Origin of the sequence: Couchioplanes caeruleus (assembly GCF_023499255.1) — a bacterium.
Taxonomy (GTDB): Bacteria; Actinomycetota; Actinomycetes; order Mycobacteriales; family Micromonosporaceae; genus Actinoplanes; species Actinoplanes caeruleus_A.
The window spans coordinates 8,273,677-8,292,999 of the sequence record NZ_CP092183.1; the positions used below are offsets into that span (position 1 = coordinate 8,273,677).

Genomic DNA, 19,323 nt, shown 5'->3' on the forward strand with positions numbered 1-19,323 from the left:
TTCGGTCGCAAGCTCCCTCACCCCTCCCGAAGGTGCGGCTGCAGCTTCATCCAGTTCTCGATGCGCAGCTGCTCCTCACGGCCTTCCTTGACCGCCTGGGTCCACTCCGCGCGCCGCGCCTTGTCCACGCGGTACGACGACGGCATCGCGCCGGGGGCGACGATCGGAACGTCGCCGCGCTCCTTGCGGGCCTCGAGCATCTTGCGGCCGTTCGGGCCGAGCGGCTGGGCCATGACCTTCTCGCGCATCTTGAGGATCGCGTCGATCAGCATCTCGGGCCGCGGCGGGCAGCCGGGCAGGTAGATGTCGACCGGCACGATGTGGTCGACGCCCTGCACGATCGCGTAGTTGTTGAACATGCCGCCCGAGGAGGCGCAGACGCCCATCGAGATCACCGAGCGCGGCTCGGGCATCTGGTCGTAGATCTGGCGCACGACCGGGGCCATCTTCTGGCTCACCCGGCCGGCGACGATCATGAGGTCGGCCTGCCGGGGCGAGGCCCGGAAGACCTCCATGCCCCAGCGGCCGAGGTCGTAGTGCGGACCGCCGGCGGCCATCATCTCGATCGCGCAGCAGGCGAGGCCGAAGGTGGCGCCCCAGAACGACGACTTGCGGGCCCAGTTGGACAGCTTCTCCACCGAGGTGAGGAGGATGCCGCTCGGCAGCTTCTCTTCGATACCCATGGTTATCAGTCCCAGTTGAGGCCGCCGCGTCGCCACACGTACGTGTAGGCGATGAAGACGGTGACGATGAAGAGGACCATCTCGACGAACCCGAACAGGCCGAGCGACTCGAAGGACACGGCCCACGGGTAGAGGAAGATCGTCTCGATGTCGAAGATGATGAACAGCATCGCGGTCAGGTAGAACTTGACCGGGAAGCGGCCGCCGCCGATCGGCTGCGGCGCCGGTTCGATGCCGCACTCGTACGCATCGAGCTTGGCCCGGTTGTACCGCTTCGGACCGACGATCGGGGCGATCGCCACCGAGAACAGGGCGAAGAGCGCGCCGAGGACCAGCAGCCCGATGATCGGTACGTAGGGATTGAGCGTCATACCGTCTCCTGCTCGACTGTTAGCCGCTTCACACTATTAATGCTCTTATGACCAGCCTGAGCCGGGGTCGCCGGGCCACTCATACCGCGGGTGCCACCTTCGTCAGACCGTTGATGATGCGGTCCATCGCATCCCCGTCCCGTGGATCCGTCAGATTCGCCAGCAGCTTGAGCACGAAGCGCATCAGCGTCGGGTGCGGCATGCCGTGCTTGGTGGCGATGCGCATGACCTGGGGGTTGCCGATGAGCTTCACGAAGATCCCGCCCAGCCGGTAGTACCCCCCGAAACGCTCCTTCAACTCCGCCGGGTACGCCCGCAGTGCCCGCTCCCGGTCCGGGCCGGCGGCGCGCGCGAGGGCCTGGACGGCCACCTCCGCGGCCAGCTCGCCGGACTCCATGGCGTACGCGATGCCCTCGCCGTTCATGGGGTTCACCATGCCGCCCGAGTCGCCGACCAGCATCATGCCGCGCGTGTAGTGCGGCACGCGGTTGAAGCCCATCGGGAGGGCGGCGCCGAGGATCGGCCCGTCGGCGTTGGCCTCGTCGCGCAGGCCCCAGTCCTCCGGGGTGGAGCCGAGCCAGTCGGTCAGCATCGCGCGGTAGTTGGTCTTGCCGAAGGCGTCCGACGAGTTCAGGATGCCGAGGCCGGCGTTGACCCGGCCGTCGCCGAGGCCGAAGATCCAGCCGTACCCGGGCAGCAGGCGGTCGGGGTCCTGCGCGCTGCGCAGCTCCAGCCACGACTCCAGGTAGTCGTCGTCGGCGCGCGCCGGGGAGTTGTAGTAGCGGCGCACGGCGACGCCGATCGGGCGGTCGTCCCGCTTGGCGAGACCCATCGCGAGCGGCAGCTTGCCGGACACGCCGTCCGCCGCGATCACCAGCGGCGCCAGATACTGGACGGACTCCTTCTCCGGACCCACCTTGGCCTCGACCCCGATGGCGTAGCCGTCCGCGTCCAGCACCGGGCCGCTGACCGCGACGCCGGTGCGCAGCAGTGCGCCGGCCTCGACGGCCCGCTGGGCCAGCATGTCGTCGAAGTCCATCCGGGTGCGCACGAGCCCGTAGTTCGGGAAGCTCGCGAGGTCGGGCCAGTCCAGCTCGAGCCGGACCCCGCCACCGATCACTCGCAGGCCGCGGTTGTGCAGCCAGCCGGCCTTCTCCGAGGTGTCCACGCCCATACGGACGAGCTGGCGCACCGCGCGTGGAGTCAGGCCGTCCCCGCAGACCTTCTCCCGCGGGAACTCCGTCTTCTCCAGCAGCAACACTCTCAGCCCGTGCCTGGCCATGTGGTAGGCCGCGGCGGATCCGCCCGGCCCGGCACCGACCACGATCACGTCAGCCTCGTCGGCGACGGTCCCGTTCACGGCTCACCTCCGGTCTCGCGCAGGCTCGTGAAACAGTTCACAAGCCAGCCCAGTCGGAGTCTAAGACCGGCATCGAGGCGGATCAGGGTTAGGCAACCCTAACCGTTACGCGAGGGTGAAATGCCCGCCCCACTCGCGGTCAACGCCCGGTCTGCGATCTGTCGCGTGACTCCGTCCAGGTATTCCCGAAACGTACCGTCCAGCGCCCGGTCCAGTTGCACGATCAGCTCATCCACCAGCCGCTGGGCGTGCCCGGGGTCGGACGCCGCCACCAACCGGATCAGGTGCGCCAGCTCCAGAGCGCGGCGCTCACCCTCGTCCCGGTCGTCGATCGCGACGTCGATGTCCGAGTCGTCGACGAAGAGGTCGATAGTCGTCATACCCGCAGCTAACACCGATTGCAGTCACGAAACGGGCGAACAGCTATCTTTACCTCTTTGTAGCCCTATGCAGGGCGACGATCCCCCCGGTCAGGTTGCGCCACGCGACCCGGCCCCACGGCCCGGCCGCCGCGATGCGATCGGCCAGACCCTCCTGGTCCGGCCAGGCGCGGATCGACTCGGCCAGATACACGTACGCGTCCGGGTTGCTCGAGACCCCGCGCGCGACCGCCGGCAGGCTCCGCATCAGGTACGACATGTAGACCGTGCGGAAAGCGGGGCTGGTGGGGCTGCTGAACTCGCACACCACCAGGCGCCCACCGGGCCGGGTCACCCGCGCCAGCTCGCGCAGCGCGGCCCCGGTGTCCACGACGTTGCGCAGCGCGAAGGAGATCGTCACCGCGTCGAACGCCTCGTCGGCGAACGGCAGGCGCAGTGCATCCCCCGCCACCAGCGGCACCGTCCGCCCGGACCGCCGCCCCGCGCGCAGCATGCCGGTCGACAGGTCGGCGCCCACCGCGTACGCCCCCGAACGGCCCAGCTCCTCCGTCGACACGCCGGTGCCCGCGCCGACGTCGAGCACCCGGTCCCCCGGACGCAGCGCGAGCGCCGCCCGGGTCGTCCGCCGCCAGCCCCGGTCCTGCCCGAACGAGAGCACGGTGTTGGTCAGGTCGTACCGCTCGGCGACGCCGTCGAACATCTCGGCGACTTCATGCGGCTGCTTGTCCAGGTCTGCGCGCGTCACGCATCGCATCTTCCCCCATCCGACCGCCGCGCCCGCCATCCACAAACGGACTGAAGCCTTTCTCACGCGACAGAAAGGGCGGGATGGTGACCCATCCCGCCCTGCCCTTGTGCGTTATATATACGACCGCCATCGGTCGGGTCCGAACCCACCGCCGGCGGTCGATGCCTCGGCGACGCTTGTGGTGTTGCGGTACTACCGGGTGTTACGCAGGCACCGTAACCAGCGCCGACACGGCGTACCAGAGGCTTGCGGGGCTCGTTACCGAGGAGCAATCCGGCCCTCTCCGACCCACCGATCCGCACCTGCCCGATCGGCCGACCCGGACGGTCGTACGGCCCACCGCCACCCCTCACCCGGGGTCACACCACAGGGTCAGGAGACGTCCACCAGCGGCAGGTTCTTACGGCCGCCCTCCGGCATGGCGATCGACGAGTAGTGCGAGACCACCCGCTCGTCCGTCGGGTCGTCCGCGGGCGTGCGGTGCACGGCGAGGTGCCGGTAGAGCGTGTCGCGCTGCGCCGGGATGCGGTCCGCGGTCCGGATCATGCCGATCAGCTCGTGCAGGTTGGAGCGGTGCCGGGCGCCCGCCGAGGAGATCACGTTCTCCTCCAGCATGATCGAGCCCAGGTCGTCGACGCCCAGGTGCAGCGAGAGCTGTCCGACGTCCTTGCCCGTGGTCAGCCAGGAGGCCTGCAGGTGGGCGACGTTGTCGAAGAACAGCCGGGACACGGCGATGAAGCGCAGGTACTCCATCGCGGTCGCCTGGGTGCGGCCCTTGAGGTGGTTGTTCTCCGGCTGGTACGTCCACGGGATGAAGGCGCGGAAGCCGCCGACGCCGTCAGCCTGCTCGACCGCGGAGTCCACGTACCCGTTGGCGACGGTCAGGTCCTGCACCTCGCGGATCATCCGGATGTGCTCGATACGCTCGGCGTTGGTCTCGCCCGTACCCATCATCATCGTGGCCGTGGAGCTCAGGCCGTTGCGGTGCGCGACCGCCATGACCTCCAGCCACCGCGCGCCGGACTCCTTGAGCGGGGCGATGGCCTTGCGCGGACGGTCCGGCAGCATCTCCGCGCCGGCGCCGGCGATCGAGTCGAGGCCGGCGGCCTTGATCCGGACGATCGCCTCCTCGATGGAGACGCCGGAGACCTTGGCCATGTGCAGGATCTCGCTGGGACCGATCGAGTGGATCACGAGCTGCGGGTACGCCGCCTTGACCGATGAGAAGAGGTTCTCGTAGTACTCGACGCCGTAGTCGGGGTGGTGGCCGCCCTGGAGCATCACCTGCGTGGCGCCGAGGTCGACCGCCTCGCCGCAGCGGTGCAGGATCTCCTCCATCGGGTGCGTCCAGCCCTCCTTGTGCTTCGGCGCCCGGTAGAAGGCACAGAACTTGCACGCGGTGACGCACACGTTGGTGTAGTTGATGTTGCGGTCGATCAGGTAGGTGACGATGCCGTCGGGATACCGCCGCCGCCGGACGGCGTCGGCCGCCTCGCCCAGCGCGTGGAAGGGCGCGTCGGTGTAGAGCAGCAGGGCCTCCTCGGGCGTGATGCGCCCGCCGTCGGCACCGCGCTGCAGAATGCTGTCGATCTCCGCGTTCACCGTCACGTTCCGAAGACTACGTCCCCGCGCCGACCGGAGTCAGCGGCGCGGGTCACTGACGTGAGATGAGCGCCGCCAGGCCGTCGAGCACCCGCTCCAGGCCGAACGCGTACGCGTGCTCGGCGCTGAACGCCGCACCCAGCTCGGCGCCCGCGGCCTCACCCACCCGGACGGCCAGGGGATAGCGGTGGCGGTCGAACACCTTCTCCAGCAGCGGGCCGCTCTCCTCCCACCACTGCTGGTCGGTCTGGCCGGAGCGCGCGACCGAGGCGCGGGCCGCGGCAGAGGCCCGGGCCGCGTGCTGAACGAAGCCCAGCACGTAGGTCAGCGCCGCATCCATCTGCACGTCGTCGAGGCCGGTCCCCTCGAAGGCGCGCAGCTCGTGGTCGTACTTCGCCATCAGGCCGGGGCCGAGCGGCGGGCGGCTCACCGGCAGCTCGGCGGCCCACGGATGGGCCTCGTACAGGGCGCGATTCTGCTCGGCGACCGTGCGAACCCGGTCCTGCCAGGCGTGGCCACCCTCGTCCTCGCGCGGCATCCGCAGGTAGAGCGCGTCCAGCATCAGATCAAGAAGGGCCGCTTTGTCCGGTACGTATGTGTAGAGCGTCATGGGCACCACGCCCAGCTCCTGAGCCACCCGCCGCATGCTCACCGCGTCGAGCCCCTCGGTGTCGGCGAGGGCGATGGCCGCGTCGACGACCCGGGTCAGCGTCAGCCCCTTCTTGCGCCCCCGCCGGCTCTGCGGCTCCTCGAGCCACAGCAGGTCGATGGTGCGTCGCGCCTCGGCCACCGGGTGGCACCCCTTTCTTGTACGGTGTATTTTGTACAGCGTCCATAAATCAGCCCGGCCGCCGGGAGGCACCGTGCGAGTCTCATCCTCCGCCGTCTCGCTCACCGTCGACGACGTCCCCGCCTCGAGCAAGTTTCTCGTCACCCACTTCGGCTTCACCGAGCGGATGGCCGCCGACGGCTTCGCCTCGCTGGGCCGCGACGACGCGGCGATGGACGTGATCTTCCTGCGGCGCGGCATCGAGGTCCTGCCCGAGGAGCTGCGCGAGCGGCACGCATCCGGCACGATCATCGCCTTCGTGGTCGACGACCTCGACGCGGAGCACGAGCGCCTGCGCGCCGAGGGGGTCACCATCACGCTGCCCCTGCGCGAGGAGCCGTGGGGCGAGCGGCTCTTCATGGTGACCGACCCCAACGGCGTGCCGTACGAACTGGTGGAGTGGGTCGCGACGTGAGTCTTCGCCGCGTCGGTCGTTAATCTCGATGGGTCGATCGGAATCGGAGTCGTGGTGCTCGTCGTACATGGCGTCTGGATAGCCGGTGAGTCGGCGCCGGGACGGCTCGCGCTCTGGGCCGAGGATCCCGGCCTCCCGCTGACCACCACCTCACGGGCACGGTCGCGGCCGCACCCGTTCGCCGTGCCGGCCATCGCGCTGTCGACGGCCCTGGCCGGCTCCTCCGACGACGTCCGGGACGCCCTTGCCAAGGCCGATGACAGCAGCCTCAGCCTGCGCCTGCCCGGCACGGCGAAAGGCCCGCTGCCGTCGCCGGAGACGGGCAGCGAGGCGCCGTCGCGGGGACTGCGGCTGACTGCCTGGGAGGTCCCCGTGCTCATGCTGCCGTGCGATCAAGCGCTGGGCGCCCTCGGCGCGCTGGCCGAGCCCGACCCGGAGAGCCCGTGGACCGCCGCGGCGTCGCTGCGCTACCTGTCCCTGCTGGCCGGGCACGCCTGCGACATGGCACGCCGGGGACGGATGCTGCCGCAACTCGTGACGGAGGCCGGGGTGCCCGCCGCGCGATGGCGTCCGGTGCTCACCGGGGCCGACGCGGCGGCGTTCCGGGAGTTCGCCGAGGCGATGCCGCCGGTCTGCCGGGCGGGCGGCGGCCCGGACCAGGGTGCCGCCCGCACGGTGCGCGATGTGTTGAACGCGCTGATCGACGCGGGGGCACGGGCGGTTCTGCCGGAGCGCCTCCTCGTCGGGGCCCGCCCCGGCCCCCGGGCCGTCCTGCCGGACCGGTGGGTGTCCGCCCTGACCGCCGAGGACCCCGCCCTGCCCGGCGCGGACGCGGCCGACGTGGCGGCGCTCACCGAGCCGCTCGAGGCGTGGCTGCGGGCCGCGCACGAGGCCAACGGGCCGGTCCGGGTCAGTTTCCGGCTGGTCGAGCCGCCCCCGGGCGAGGACACCTGGTCACTCGCGTTCGCGCTGCAGTCGGCCGACGATCCCAGCCTCTATCTCCCCGCCGAGGAGCTGTGGTCCGGCGGGCGGTTGCCGGGCCTCGCGGGCCGGGCCGACGAGACCCTGCTGGCCGGGCTCGGCCGCGCCGTACGGCTCTTCCCTGCGCTGCACGAGGCTCTGCTCGACGCCCGGCCGCACGAGATGACACTCAGCACCGCCGAGGCGCACGAGTTCCTGCGGCAGGCCGCGCCCCTGCTGCAGGCTGCGGGCTTCGGCGTCCAGCTCCCGTCGTGGGCCGGACGCAAGGCGGTCGGGCTCAAGCTGACCACGCGTACGAGGAGCACGACGCCGTCGGGGAAGGCCGCAGCCGACTCCGGGTTCGGTCTCGAGGAGCTGGTCGACTTCCGCATCGACCTGATCATCGGGGACGGCGCGGTCAGCGCCGAGGAGCTGGCCGAGCTGGCGCGGCTCAAGGTGCCCCTGGTCCGGGTGCGCGGCCAGTGGGTCGAGCTGGACGACCGGCAGCTGAAGGCGGCGCTCAAGGCGGTGGATCGGCGGCGCGAGGGCGAGCTCACGGCCGGCGAGGTGCTGCAGCAGGTGGTCGACGGCGGCGAGGAGGACCTGCCGCTGGTCGAGGTGGACGCGGACGGCCGGCTCGGCGACCTGCTCTCCGGGGAGGCGGCGGCGCGCCTGACGCCCGTGTCCACGCCTCCCGGGTTCCAAGGAGTGCTTCGGCCGTACCAGGAACGGGGTCTGTCCTGGCTCTCCTTCCTCGGACGGCTGGGGCTGGGCGGCATCCTGGCCGACGACATGGGGCTCGGGAAGACCGCACAGACCCTGTCGCTCCTGCTCACCGAGCGGGAGGACGCGACGGCCCGAGCCCAGTTGGCCCCGACGCTGCTCGTCTGTCCTATGTCGCTGGTCAGCAACTGGCAGAAGGAAGCGGCCCGCTTCGCCCCGAGTCTGCGCGTGCTGGTGCATCACGGCAACGCGCGGAAGCGTGACGACGAGTTCAAGGCGGCCGTGGCCGAGGCGGATGTCGTCATCACCACCTATGGCACCGCACTGCGCGATCTGCATCTCCTGCGCGATGTCCAATGGGGACGCGTTGTCTGCGATGAGGCTCAGGCGATCAAGAACAGTGGCACGCGGCAGGCCCAGGCAGTGCGCGCCATCCCTGCCCGCACCCGGCTGGCCCTGACCGGCACGCCCGTGGAGAACCACCTCGCTGAGCTCTGGTCCATCATGGAGTTCGCCAATCCGGGCCTGCTGGGGCCGGCAAAACGGTTCCGCAAACGGTTCCAGGAGCCGATCGAGGTACGCGGCGACGCCGACGCCACCGCGGCGCTCAAGCGGTCCACCGGCCCGTTCGTGCTGCGGCGCCTCAAGACCGACAAGTCGATCATCTCCGACCTGCCGGAGAAGAACGAGATGAAGGTGTGGTGCTCGCTGACGGCCGAGCAGGCCACCCTCTACCAGGCGGTGGTGGAGGACATGATGGCCGTCATCGAGAGCACCGAGGGCATTCAGCGGCGTGGCAACGTCATCTCGGCCATGACGAAGCTCAAGCAGGTCTGCAACCACCCCGCCCACCTGCTCAAGGACGGGTCCCGGCTGCCCGGCCGCTCCGGCAAGCTGGCCCGGCTGGAGGAGCTGACCGAGGAGCTGGTGACCGACGGCGACAAGGCGCTCGTCTTCACGCAGTACGCGGAATTCGGGGCGATGCTGCAGCCGTACCTTGCCGCACATCTCGACCGCCCGGTGCTCTGGCTCCATGGTGGACTGTCGAAGGCCAGACGGGACGAGCTCGTCGAGCGGTTCCAACAGGATCCCGAGCCGATGATCTTTCTGCTCTCGCTGAAGGCCGCCGGCACCGGGCTCAACCTGACCGCGGCCAATCACGTCATCCATGTGGACCGCTGGTGGAACCCGGCGGTGGAGGACCAGGCGACGGACCGGGCATTCCGCATCGGACAGTCACGCAACGTGCAGGTTCGTAAGTTCATCTGCACGGGCACGCTCGAGGAGAAGATCGACGCGATGATCGAGCGCAAGAAGGCGCTGGCGTCCACAGTGGTCGGCACGGGCGAGGACTGGATCACCGACCTCGGCACCGCCGAGCTGCGCGAGCTGTTCGCCCTCGACCCGGTGGCGGTGAGCTGAGATGCCGGTCGACCCGGAGGGACGCTGGTTCGAGACGACCGGCCCGATCCGCGTGGACGGTGGCATCGCCGTGCGCGCCCAGCGCGGGAAGATCGGCGAGCAGTGGTGGTCGCGCCGGTTCGTCGACATCCTCGAGCAGACCTGCGCTCCGGGGCGGCTCGCGCGGGGGCGGGCGTACGCGCGCAAGGGACAGGTCATCGACTTCGAGCTGGCCCTCGGCACCGTGTCCGGCCGGGTGCAGGGCTCACGCCTAGCGCCGTACGGGGTGACGATCCGGATCCCCGCGTACGACGAAGCACAGTGGACACGGGCGCTCGCCGCGCTCGGGTCGCAGGCGTTGTATCGCGCCGCTCTGCTCGCCGGCGAGATGCCGCACGAGATCGTCGACGTCTTCGACGAGCTCGAGCTGCCGCTGTTTCCGTCCGCATTGGACATGGTGTGCACGTGCCCGGACTGGGGCGTGCCGTGCAAGCATTTATCCGCCGTCCTGTACGTCCTCGCCGAAGCCTTCGACGACGACCCGTTCCTCGTGCTGGCCTGGCGCGGCCGGCAGCGGGAGGAAATCCTCTCCGCCCTGCGCGGGCTCCCCGAACCGACGGAGACCATCGATCCACTGGCGGTCGACGAGGTGGCGCTGGAGGACCGCCTGGGCGACTTCTACACGCCGGCCGTCTCCCTGAGCCGACTGCGAGAACGGCCCGCCCGGGTCACGGCACCGCCCGAGCTCCTGCTGCGGGTGCTGGACCCGCCTCGCGTGCGGGTGCGCGCCATCCCCCTGACGGACATCCTGCGCCCGGCCTACCGAGACCTCGCCACTCCGTCCACACCAGACTGACGCGGGTCACGGCGGCCGACCCGAGGGGTGCACCCGGGCGCGCGCGACGCCCGACCTGACCGCTGCACCCCGGCACGCACAACGCCCGACCTGACCGCTGCACCCCGGCACGCACGACGCCCGACCTGACCGCTGCAGCCAGGCGTGAGCGACGGCCGGCCTGACCGGTGCACCGCGGCGTGCGCGACCGTCGGCCTGACTGACGCGCCGCAGCGCGCGCGACGACCGACCGGTTCAGTGTGCCGGGCTCGGCGCGGACTTGGTCTTAGCCGGCTGAGAGACGACGAGGGGCCCGCGCTGTCGCGCGGACCCCTCGGTCGGAGCTGGGCTCAGCCCTTGTGCCACTTCTGGTTTGCCGTACCCGCGCAGTCCCACAGTTGGAGCCGCGCGCCGTCGTTGCCGTTCCAGTCCTTGATGTCGACGCACTTGTTGGCCTGGACGTTCACCAGGTCCCCCGCCCCCGACAACACGAACTGCTGGGCACCCGTGTTGTTGCAGGTGTAGAGCTGGACCGCGGCGCCGCTGGCAGTGGAGCCGTCGGCCACGTCCATGCACTTGCCGCCGGCCTGGACCGCGCCGTTGGCGAACGTCCACTTCTGGGCGTTGGAGTTGTTGCAGGTCCATGCCTGCAGGGGCGCCCGGTCCACGAAGTTGGCGCTCGGGACGTCGATGCACTTGCCGTTCCAGTCACTGATCAGCGACACCGCACCCGTCGTCGGCGGCGGAGTGGTGCCGCCCGCGCCGAACGGGGTGAGGATCAGGCCCGCCGAGCGGGGGTCACCGCTGTGCACCAGCGACTCGAAGTTGGCGACGTCGTCGAAGGCGAACGCGTACGCCTTACCGTCCGCCATGTTCTGGTGGATGATCTTCGCGTACTGGTTGGCCGGGTTGTTCTGGTAGAACTGCGCGGCGTTCGTGCTGGGCTGGGTGTCGATGGTGCCGAGGGTGCCCCGGTTCAGGGCAGCGCACAGGGTCCGCGAGATCGGGCCCACCACCTGGTCGTTCGGCGCCGGGAGGTCGCCGTCGCAGCCCCACACCGACGCGGAGGACGGCTTGTTGAACGACGCCACCTGCTGACCGGCCGAGTTGGTGAAGTTCATGACGTTGCCCGACGTACGCCCGAAGTACTTGGTGTTGGGCTGATCGCCGAACGGCACGACCGTCAGAGTCTTGGAGGCGTACGCGTTCCACGCCGAGTTGATGTACGAGTCGTAGTAGTTGGCGCTGAGCAGCCCGGCGCCCGCCGCCTTGCCCGGGGACAGCACGCGCAGCACCGTACCGTCGGAGCGGGTCACGACGGTCCGGTCCCAGCCCGGCTGAGCCTTGATCCCGTTGATGACGTTGTTGCGTCCGTTGTTGACCGGGTCACCGGTGCGGGACGTCACACCGTCGGATCCGGTGACGGTGACCGCGTGCGGCACGGCGAACATGTCGACCTGCGAGCTGTTGAGCCAGAGTCCGTCGTTGTTGTACGTGAACTCGCTCCAGTCGAACAGAATGTTGTAGTTCGGGTCGCCGCTCGCCCACGGGGCCGGCTGGACCAGCCCGTCCGGGGTGAGCAGGAACTTGAGCTTCTCGCCGAGCGAGAAGTACACCCGTCCGGAGAGGCCCTTCGGGAAGTTGACCGTGGTCGTGCCGCCGTTGCCCGGCCCGCCGATCGCCACGTCCGGCGCCGGTGAGGGCGGGATGTTCCCGGCCGGCCACGGTGTGAACGTGCCGCCCTGGTTGACGTAGCCCAGGCGGCCGGTGTTCAGGTTCGTACCGATGACGTACACGTAGACCGCGTCGCCACGGCCGGTGTTGTTGGTGATGGTGACCGGCAGCAGCGCCGGGCCGGCTGCCTGGGCGGGCGCCGCGGCGGCGGAAACCGCCACCGGCACCGCGGCCGCCAGGGCGGCTAGCGCGTGCAACAGCTTTCGTCTGGTTCGCACGGTGACTCCTTGGGGGCGAAGCGGCGCGATGGGTACGGGACAACACCCCGGCGACCTGCCTGTTCGGCCTGTCCCGGGTCGGGGATGGAATTGCTGTGTCACGCCTCGTGAGCTGCGGAGGAGCGGCCTGAGAGCGCTCTCACAGCATGAAATGGTTAACACTGTGTGTCAATAGACGTCGGATGATGTATTTCAGCGGTGTTACCTGTCCACAGGCGCCACCGCGCGGTCCGCGGCACTGCCCGGAGCGGCATAGGGTCGGGAAATGAGCGAGATGAACTACCGCCGCCTCGGCTCGTCCGGGCTGGTCGTCTCCGTTGTCGGGATCGGCTGCAACAACTTCGGCCGCAGGCTGGACTTCGACGGGACGCGGGCGGTCGTCGACGCGGCTCTCGACGCCGGGATCACCCTCTTCGACACCGCCGACATCTACGGGCGCCCGCACGGGACCTCCGAGGAGTGGCTCGGCGCCGCGCTGAAGGGCCGCCGCGAGGAGGTGGTGCTGGCGACCAAGTTCGGCATGGACATGGAGGGGATGAACGGCGTCGATCACGGCGTGCGGGGTTCGCGGCGGTACATCGTCCGGGCCGTCGAGGCGTCGTTGCGCCGGCTCGGCACCGACTACATCGATCTGTATCAGATGCATGAGCCCGACGAGGGGACGCCCATCGAGGAGACCCTCGCCGCCCTGGACGATCTGGTACGCGCCGGCAAGGTCCGGTACCTCGGCAACTCGCACTTCGCCGGATGGCAGATCGTCGACGCCGACTGGACCGCGCGCGCCGCCGGGCAGACACCGTTCATCAGTGCTCAGAACCAGTACAGCCTCGTGCACCGCGACGTCGAGGCCGAGGTGGTGCCGGCCTGCGAGCGGTTCGGGCTGGGCCTGCTGCCGTTCTTCCCGCTGGACAGTGGCCTGCTGACCGGCAAGTACCGGCGTGGGCAGAAGCCGCCCGAGGGCACCCGGCTGGCCCAGGACGGTTACCAGGGGTGGCTCGACGAGGCCGACTGGGACCTGATCGAGGCGCTGACCACGTACGGGAAGGAGCGCGGCCGCTCACTGCTCGACGTCGCGATCGCGGGTCTCGCGGCGCGCCCGGCGGTGACCAGCGTGATCGCCGGGGCGACCAAGCCGGAACAGGTACGGGCCAACGCGGCGGCGGGCGCCTGGCAGCTCACCGCCGAGGACCTCGCCGCCCTGGACGAGCTCCTCGCCGGCTGACCGAGCAGTGAACCCCCGGGAAGACGAACCACCCGCGCACGCCGGCCGGGCAGTGAACCCCCTGGAAAACGAACCACCCGCGCACGCCGGCCGAGCAGCGAACCCCAAAGGCGAGCCGCTCGCGCAGGCCGGCCGGACCGTGGATGCGCTCGAGCGGGAGGCGCAAGGCGTCCTGCCCCCCGCCGTCTTCGAGTACTACCGGGCCGGCGCCGGCGAGGGGATCAGTCGCGACGAGGCCGCCGCCGCGTGGCGGTCCTGGCGCTTCCTGCCGCGCATCTTCCAGGACGTCTCGGCGGTCAGCACCGCCACCGAGCTGTTCGGCACCCGGCTGGCCGCGCCCGTCCTGGCCGGGCCGGCCGCGTTGCACACGCTCGCGCATCCGCACGGCGAGGTGGCCACCGCTCGGGGCGTGTCCGAGGCCGGGTCGCTGCTGGTCCAGTCGGCTCGTGCCGGGCGCTCGATCTCGTCGGACCGGTGGTGGTTCCAGGCGTACGTGCTGCGCGACCCTTCCATCACCGAGGCGCAGGTGCGGGATGCGGCGGCTCGGGGCGCGCGGGCGATCGTGCTGACCGCGGACGCGCCGTACGTCTTCCGCAGCGCGGTGCCGGAGGCCGGGAGTGCCGCACCGGAGAACCGTACGCCGGGGCAGCGGCAGGATCCGACCCTGAGCGCCGGCGCGATCCGGTGGCTGGCCGGAATCTCCGGGCTGCCCGTGCTGGTCAAGGGGGTGCTGCGGCCCGAGGACGCCGTCGCCTGCGTCGAGGCGGGCGCGGCCGGGATCGTCGTCTCGAACCACGGCGGGCGTCAGCTGGATCGCGCGCTGGCTTCCGCGTACGCGCTGGGCCCGGTCGTCGAGGCGGTCGGTGGCCGGGTGCCCGTGCTGGTCGACGGCGGGATACGTGACGGCGCCGACGTGCTGACCGCTCTGGCGCTGGGCGCGACCGCCGTGCTGATCGGCCGGCCGGTGTTGTGGGCGCTGGCGACCGGCGGTGCTGAGGGCGTACGCGATCTTCTCAGGTTTTATCGCGACGACCTGGCCCGGACGATGGCGCAAGCGGGAGTTCCCAGCCTGGCGCAGGTCGACGGCGGCCTGATCGGGAGGCACACACGGTGAGGGCCCGGGGATCCGTGGATTCCCGGGCCCTCACCTGAGCAGCGTCTACTCGGCGATCGTGACGATCCGGCGGCGCCGGGCGGTCACGAAGGCGACCGCGCCCGCGGCCAGCAGCAGCGCGCCGCCGCCGGCGAGGAGCCCGGCCGGGGCACCGGTGACGGGCAGCCCGGCGCCCGAACCGCCCGCGGTCAGCTCGACGGCGATCTTCGCGACGTCGTTGGACTTGGTCGGGTCCTGGACGCCGCCGTCGACGGTGACCGAACCCGCCGCCGAGCCGCCGGTGATCCGGCCGGTGAAGGAGAACAGCAGGTCGTCGCCCTTCTTGACGCTGTCCAGCGTCAAGCAGATGTACTGGCGGCCATGCACCTCACCGGGCTCCACGTCCACCGGCACGCCGTCCGACAGCGAGAAGCAGTCGTCGTCGACCCGGGTCAGGTCGACGCCCGCCGGGATCTGCACCAGGGCGCTCGTGATCCAGCCCTGGAACGGACCCATCGTCGCCGCCGGGCCGTTGTTGCGCACCCCGACGCGGACCGTACGGGTCTCGCCGACGGCCCCCGCGAAGGTGGCACCCACCGCGGCGCTGTCCGCCGGGTTCCGCGACACCTTGATGCGGAACGTGGTGGCGTTGTCCCAGTCGTTGAGGTCGCCCTCCTCGTTCGCCCCCGCGGCGGACCGCTTCTTGCCCACCGGTACGAGCTTGAGCTGCGACTTCGGGGCCGCGGCGGCGTTCTTCGCGGCGAGGTCGGCCAGGTCGAGGTCCTCGTCGGCGTTGGTGGCGAACACCGCGCTGAAGTAGTCGGCCGGGCCGGGGGCGTCGGCCGCGACCTTCACCCTGAGCGGCGTTGCGGCCGACACGGTCAGCACCTCGTCCGGCCCGAGCGGCTGGTCGAAGAAGCAGGCCGTACCGTCCAGCTCCTCGACCGCCACGCAGTTGCTGTACGTGTTGGGGAAGCTGATGAACGGCGCGCCCGCGAGGATGATCGCCACGTGGTCGACGGCCCGGTTGCCGGCGTTGCGCACCACGACGGGAACCGTGGCGGACTTGCCGGGCGCCAGCTTCATGTCCTCGACCGCGCCCATCTCGAGGTCGATGCCCGCCTCGGCGCGGACCACCGTGACCTCGGCGCTGGACTGCCACGTCGAGCCGGCGTCGCGTACGACGATCGGGAAGCTCGCGCCCAGGTCCGCCAGGTCGGCGGTGAGCTGCACCTGGAACTTGAACGACTTGAAGTCGCCCGGCGCCAGGTCGCCCAGCCGGCATGCCGAGATGTCGGTGCACCCGTTCGGCGGGGTCACGACGACGGAGGCCGGTACCGGGTCGTCGGCGCTGCCGAAGCCCGCGACGAGGCCCTCGGCCTTCACGCCGCCCTCGTTCGACACCACGAACTCGACGGTCTTGGTCTTGCCGTCGACGGTGACGACGCGCTCGGGGACGTACACCCCGACCTCGGGTCGTTCGTCGCCCGGGTCGGCGTGGGCGGGCAGGGCGGCACCGATCGTGCCGAGCCCGATGAGGACGAGGGGCAGGGCCGAGCGGCCCAGGAAACTGTGCAGACGCATGGTCACCGCTTCGATGATCAAATGAGAAGTCCGCGCAGCGTAGGGCACGTGTGAACGGCCGCGCCACCCGCGGTGACGCGAAGCGGATCAAACCCGGCGCAACATCAGCCCGCCGGCCGCTCCGCCGGCCGATCGGCCCTCCACCGACGGGCCGTCCATCGACCGGCCCTCCACCGGTCGCCTGGCGGCTGCCTGCGGCCGGCGGCCCAAGGTGAGGTCAGACTTCGGCGAAGCGCGGGCCGTCGGCCGGCAGCGGCGGCACTTCGCCGCGCTCGGCGGCGCGCCGGGCGAACTCGCGGACGCCCGCGATCTGCGGCTCACCCAGCGAGAAGTCCAGCGCCCGGAAGTACGTGGCCAGCGTCGGCGCGTCGAACGGCTCCCAGCGCGCGGCGGCCTCGGCGACGTCGTCCAGCTCGCCCAGGCACAGGTCGCGGGACCGCTGGAACGCCTCGTGCACCTCCTTGACCATCCCCGGCTGGGCCGCGGCGAAGTCCCGGCGGACCGCCCAGACCGCGAAGACCATCGGTAGCCCGGTCCACTCCTTCCAGGCCTGGGCCAGGTCGGTGACCTCGAGGCCGAGGGCGGGCGCTTCGTACATGGCGCGCAGGGCGGGGTCGCCGATGAGCACGGCCGCGTCCGCCTCCAGCAGCATCTGGCTCAGCTCGGGCGGACAGCGGAAGTACTCGGGGTTGGCCGCGTACCGCTCGGTCAGCAGCATCTGGGCGAGCAGGACGCCGGTCCGCGAGGTGGAGCCCAGCGCGACCGGGCGGCCGTCCAGCTCCGCGAGCGGCCGGGTGGAGACCAGGTTCACCGAGAGCACCGGACCGTCGCTGCCCACCGCGAGGTTGGGCAGGAGCAGCAGCTCGTCGGCGTGGCGCAGGTATTCCACGAGCGTGATCGGGCCGATGTCCAGGTCGCCGGCGACGAGCGCCGCGCTCAGCCGGTCCGGCGTGTCCTTGCGCAGGTCGACGTCGAGCAGCGCGCCGGACCGCATCAGCCCCCAGTAGATCGGCAGGCAGTTGAGGAACTGGATGTGCCCGACCCGGGGGCGCTGGACCACGTCGTCGCTCATGGTCCGACGCTATCTCCGGCAGGCACCGTACGCGGCGTCTCCACCGGGCCCGAGGGAGCTATCTCACGTCCGGCCCGCCGTACGGGTCCCACGCACAGCAGGACCGCAACGATCCCGGCCAGGCCCGCGGCGGCGACCAGCGGCCGGGGCGGGAAGGCGTCCACGAGCGGCCCGCCGATCAGGAAGCCGATCATGCCGGCGCCCTGGGTGGCGGAGCTCATCAGCGCGAACGCCCGGCCGCGGGCGGCGGCGGGCACGCGCTCGGCGAGCACGACGGCGGTGCAGACGTTGAGACCGCCGTTGCAGATGCCGCCGGCGAACCAGAGCGGGAGCAGCAGAAGCGCATCCCAGGCCGCGGCGCCGATGACGATCGGCGCGCAGGACCCGGCGATCAACAGCAGAACGATCCGGACGAGCCGCGCCGCATCGAGCGACCCGACAGCGCCGGCGCGGGCCGGGCCCGGCCCGGCGGCGTTCGAGCCGCGCGGCCCGGCGGTCTGGCGGCGGCCGAGGTGGCCGAACAGCACGGCGCCGAGCAGCATGCCGCCCGTCCACGCCGCGCTGACCAGGCCGAAGACCGTGGTGGAGGACTGCAGCGTCTCGCGGATGAAGAACACCTCGATGACGTTGATCGCGCCGACCCCCGCGACGGCCGCGGCCAGTGCGCCGATCATCGCGCGGATCAGCCGGTCGTCCCGCAACCGCCACGGCGGGCCGGCGGCCGGGGCGCGCTCCGCTCGCCGCGTACGGATGAGCAGTCCGGCGGCGATGAGGGAGAGGTAGCTCGCCGCATCGATGAGCAGCGGCACCCGTACGCCGAACCGCCCGACCAGCACACCGGCGAGCGCGGGCGCGACGAGCATGCCGACCATGGCGGCGGTCTGGTTGATGCCGCTGGCCCGCGGCATGTCCTCGCGCCGGACCATCGCCGGCAGCAGGGCCGCGAGCGTCGGCTGGGTCACCGCGAGCCCGCAGGCCAGCACCGCGACCAACGCGATGATCACGCCGGGCGAGCTCACGAACGCGAGCGCCGCGCAGACGAGGGCCTGCGCCGCACCGGCGACGACCAGGACCGTACGGCTGTCCGCCCGATCGGCGATGCGGCCCGCCACCGGAGCCAGCAGCGCGACCGGAGCGCTCGCCGCCAGCAGCAGCGCGGAGACCGCCAGCCCTCCGGCGCCGGCCTCCTGCAGAGCGAGCGCCAGGGAGGTGGCGGCCAGGAAGTCCCCGCACACCGACACGGCTCGCGCACCGGCCGCCAACCGGACGTCGCGCCATGAACTGACAGATGCGAAGGACATACTTCGAAAATATTCCTTCACATCCGCCGATGGCAAGCCCCTCGGACCTCCGGGGCTCGGTCCTAGTCGACAGGGAAAGACGCGTAATGCACGGCCACCGGTCGCGCGTCCGCGGGCGCGTCATCCATCCGCTCCCGCCGCCGGTACGGCTCCACCAGCTCCTGCACCCGCTCGTTCAACGCGACCAGCTCCTCGGCCGTCATCAGCAGCATCGGCCCCATCAGGGTCGAGGCGTCGCGCCAGGCCCGCGGCTCCTCGTGCTGCCGGCCGAACCACTCCCGCAACCGCGCGAAGTCCCGCGCCAGATAGACGTCGACCAGCTCCTGCTGGCTGCGGCGCGTCTCCGGCTCGTCCAGGTCCCCCTCGACGCTGAACCCGGAGGTCGTACTGCGCCACAGCCGTTCACGGCCGTCCCCGCGGCTGGGCGCCTGCTCCACGAGCCCCACCTTGGCGAGCTCCCGCAGGTGGTAGCTGGTCGCGCTCGGCGACAAGTCGACCAGCCCGGCGCACTGGGTGGCGCTGACCGCCTCGCCGGTGCTCCCCAGATGCTCGACGATCGCGATCCGCGCGGGATGCGCGAGCGCCCGCATGACCTTGGGATCGGTGATCCGCGTACGCACCCGCTGCTCAGCCATGCCCCAATGATCCCGCAGTAATTCGGTCGTGCGGGGCTGGGAGGCCGCGTACCCTGGTGGGCTCGCCCGCGGGGACCGCGCGCTTTCCCAACCGGGCACTGCCGACACCGCATCCAGCCGGAGCGCCGGGCGGCCCAGGTCAGCCGAACCACCGACA

Annotated in this window: 17 protein-coding genes; 5 read left to right on the forward strand and 12 right to left on the reverse strand. The window is 71.1% G+C overall.

From position 1 onward, the window contains the following. Positions 1-17: 17 nt before the first annotated feature. The 7 genes from COUCH_RS38070 to COUCH_RS38100 all read right to left on the reverse strand — a co-directional run bounded on the left by COUCH_RS38070 (position 18) and on the right by COUCH_RS38100 (position 5,934). Positions 18-683, reverse strand: coding sequence for a NuoB/complex I 20 kDa subunit family protein (locus tag COUCH_RS38070; RefSeq protein WP_249609953.1), 666 nt, complete (start codon positions 681-683; stop codon positions 18-20). 5 nt (positions 684-688) lie between these two features. Continuing rightward, complete coding sequence (locus COUCH_RS38075; RefSeq protein ID WP_249609954.1) at positions 689-1,054, reverse strand: NADH-quinone oxidoreductase subunit A; 366 nt, start codon at positions 1,052-1,054, stop codon at positions 689-691. Positions 1,055-1,133: 79 nt separating this feature from the next. Further along, on the reverse strand, positions 1,134-2,414 hold the full coding sequence (locus COUCH_RS38080; RefSeq protein ID WP_249609955.1) for a geranylgeranyl reductase family protein: 1,281 nt from the start codon (positions 2,412-2,414) through the stop codon (positions 1,134-1,136). 98 nt (positions 2,415-2,512) lie between these two features. After that, positions 2,513-2,794: a hypothetical protein gene (locus COUCH_RS38085; RefSeq protein ID WP_249609956.1), complete on the reverse strand. Its 282-nt coding sequence runs from the start codon at positions 2,792-2,794 to the stop codon at positions 2,513-2,515. Between the two features lie 49 nt (positions 2,795-2,843). Next, complete coding sequence (locus COUCH_RS38090; RefSeq protein WP_275980049.1) at positions 2,844-3,539, reverse strand: demethylmenaquinone methyltransferase; 696 nt, start codon at positions 3,537-3,539, stop codon at positions 2,844-2,846. A 375-nt stretch (positions 3,540-3,914) separates the two neighbouring features. Beyond that, on the reverse strand, positions 3,915-5,150 hold the full coding sequence (gene mqnC / locus COUCH_RS38095) for a cyclic dehypoxanthinyl futalosine synthase (protein ID WP_249609957.1): 1,236 nt from the start codon (positions 5,148-5,150) through the stop codon (positions 3,915-3,917). A gap of 46 nt (positions 5,151-5,196) precedes the next feature. Then, positions 5,197-5,934: a TetR/AcrR family transcriptional regulator gene (locus COUCH_RS38100; protein ID WP_249609958.1), complete on the reverse strand. Its 738-nt coding sequence runs from the start codon at positions 5,932-5,934 to the stop codon at positions 5,197-5,199. A 73-nt stretch (positions 5,935-6,007) separates the two neighbouring features. On the opposite strand from COUCH_RS38100, the gene COUCH_RS38105 reads away from it, so the two are divergent. From COUCH_RS38105 to COUCH_RS38115, 3 genes are read left to right on the forward strand one after another with little or no spacing between them, the layout of a single operon-like run. After that, positions 6,008-6,388: a VOC family protein gene (locus COUCH_RS38105; RefSeq protein ID WP_249609959.1), complete on the forward strand. Its 381-nt coding sequence runs from the start codon at positions 6,008-6,010 to the stop codon at positions 6,386-6,388. A 54-nt stretch (positions 6,389-6,442) separates the two neighbouring features. After that, a complete protein-coding gene (locus tag COUCH_RS38110; protein WP_249609960.1) occupies positions 6,443-9,493 on the forward strand; it encodes a DEAD/DEAH box helicase in 3,051 nt (1,016 codons plus the stop codon). Between the two features lies 1 nt (position 9,494). Beyond that, positions 9,495-10,328 carry an SWIM zinc finger family protein gene (locus COUCH_RS38115; protein WP_249609961.1) on the forward strand — a complete coding sequence of 278 codons (834 nt, stop codon included), beginning with the start codon at positions 9,495-9,497 and terminating at the stop codon, positions 10,326-10,328. 329 nt (positions 10,329-10,657) lie between these two features. Here COUCH_RS38115 and COUCH_RS38120 read toward each other — a convergent pair whose 3' ends face one another. Then, on the reverse strand, positions 10,658-12,259 hold the full coding sequence (locus COUCH_RS38120; protein ID WP_249609962.1) for a beta-1,3-glucanase family protein: 1,602 nt from the start codon (positions 12,257-12,259) through the stop codon (positions 10,658-10,660). A gap of 265 nt (positions 12,260-12,524) precedes the next feature. Here COUCH_RS38120 and COUCH_RS38125 point away from each other — a divergent pair, with 265 nt between their 5' ends. Further along, a complete protein-coding gene (locus COUCH_RS38125; RefSeq protein WP_249609963.1) occupies positions 12,525-13,481 on the forward strand; it encodes an aldo/keto reductase in 957 nt (318 codons plus the stop codon). Between the two features lie 139 nt (positions 13,482-13,620). After that, positions 13,621-14,595, forward strand: coding sequence for an alpha-hydroxy acid oxidase (locus COUCH_RS38130; RefSeq protein ID WP_249609964.1), 975 nt, complete (start codon positions 13,621-13,623; stop codon positions 14,593-14,595). Positions 14,596-14,640: 45 nt separating this feature from the next. Here COUCH_RS38130 and COUCH_RS38135 read toward each other — a convergent pair whose 3' ends face one another. The 4 genes from COUCH_RS38135 to COUCH_RS38150 form a co-directional block, all read right to left on the reverse strand. After that, positions 14,641-16,164 carry a hypothetical protein gene (locus tag COUCH_RS38135; protein ID WP_249609965.1) on the reverse strand — a complete coding sequence of 508 codons (1,524 nt, stop codon included), beginning with the start codon at positions 16,162-16,164 and terminating at the stop codon, positions 14,641-14,643. 211 nt (positions 16,165-16,375) lie between these two features. Continuing rightward, on the reverse strand, positions 16,376-17,230 hold the full coding sequence (locus tag COUCH_RS38140) for a menaquinone biosynthetic enzyme MqnA/MqnD family protein (RefSeq protein ID WP_249609966.1): 855 nt from the start codon (positions 17,228-17,230) through the stop codon (positions 16,376-16,378). Next, positions 17,227-18,531, reverse strand: coding sequence for an MFS transporter (locus tag COUCH_RS38145; protein WP_249609967.1), 1,305 nt, complete (start codon positions 18,529-18,531; stop codon positions 17,227-17,229). The genes COUCH_RS38140 and COUCH_RS38145 overlap by 4 nt, the downstream gene beginning before the upstream one ends. 62 nt (positions 18,532-18,593) lie before the next feature. Continuing rightward, positions 18,594-19,166, reverse strand: a complete 573-nt coding sequence (locus COUCH_RS38150; protein ID WP_249609968.1) for an ArsR/SmtB family transcription factor — start codon at positions 19,164-19,166, stop codon at positions 18,594-18,596. Between the last annotated feature and the right edge of the window lie 157 nt (positions 19,167-19,323).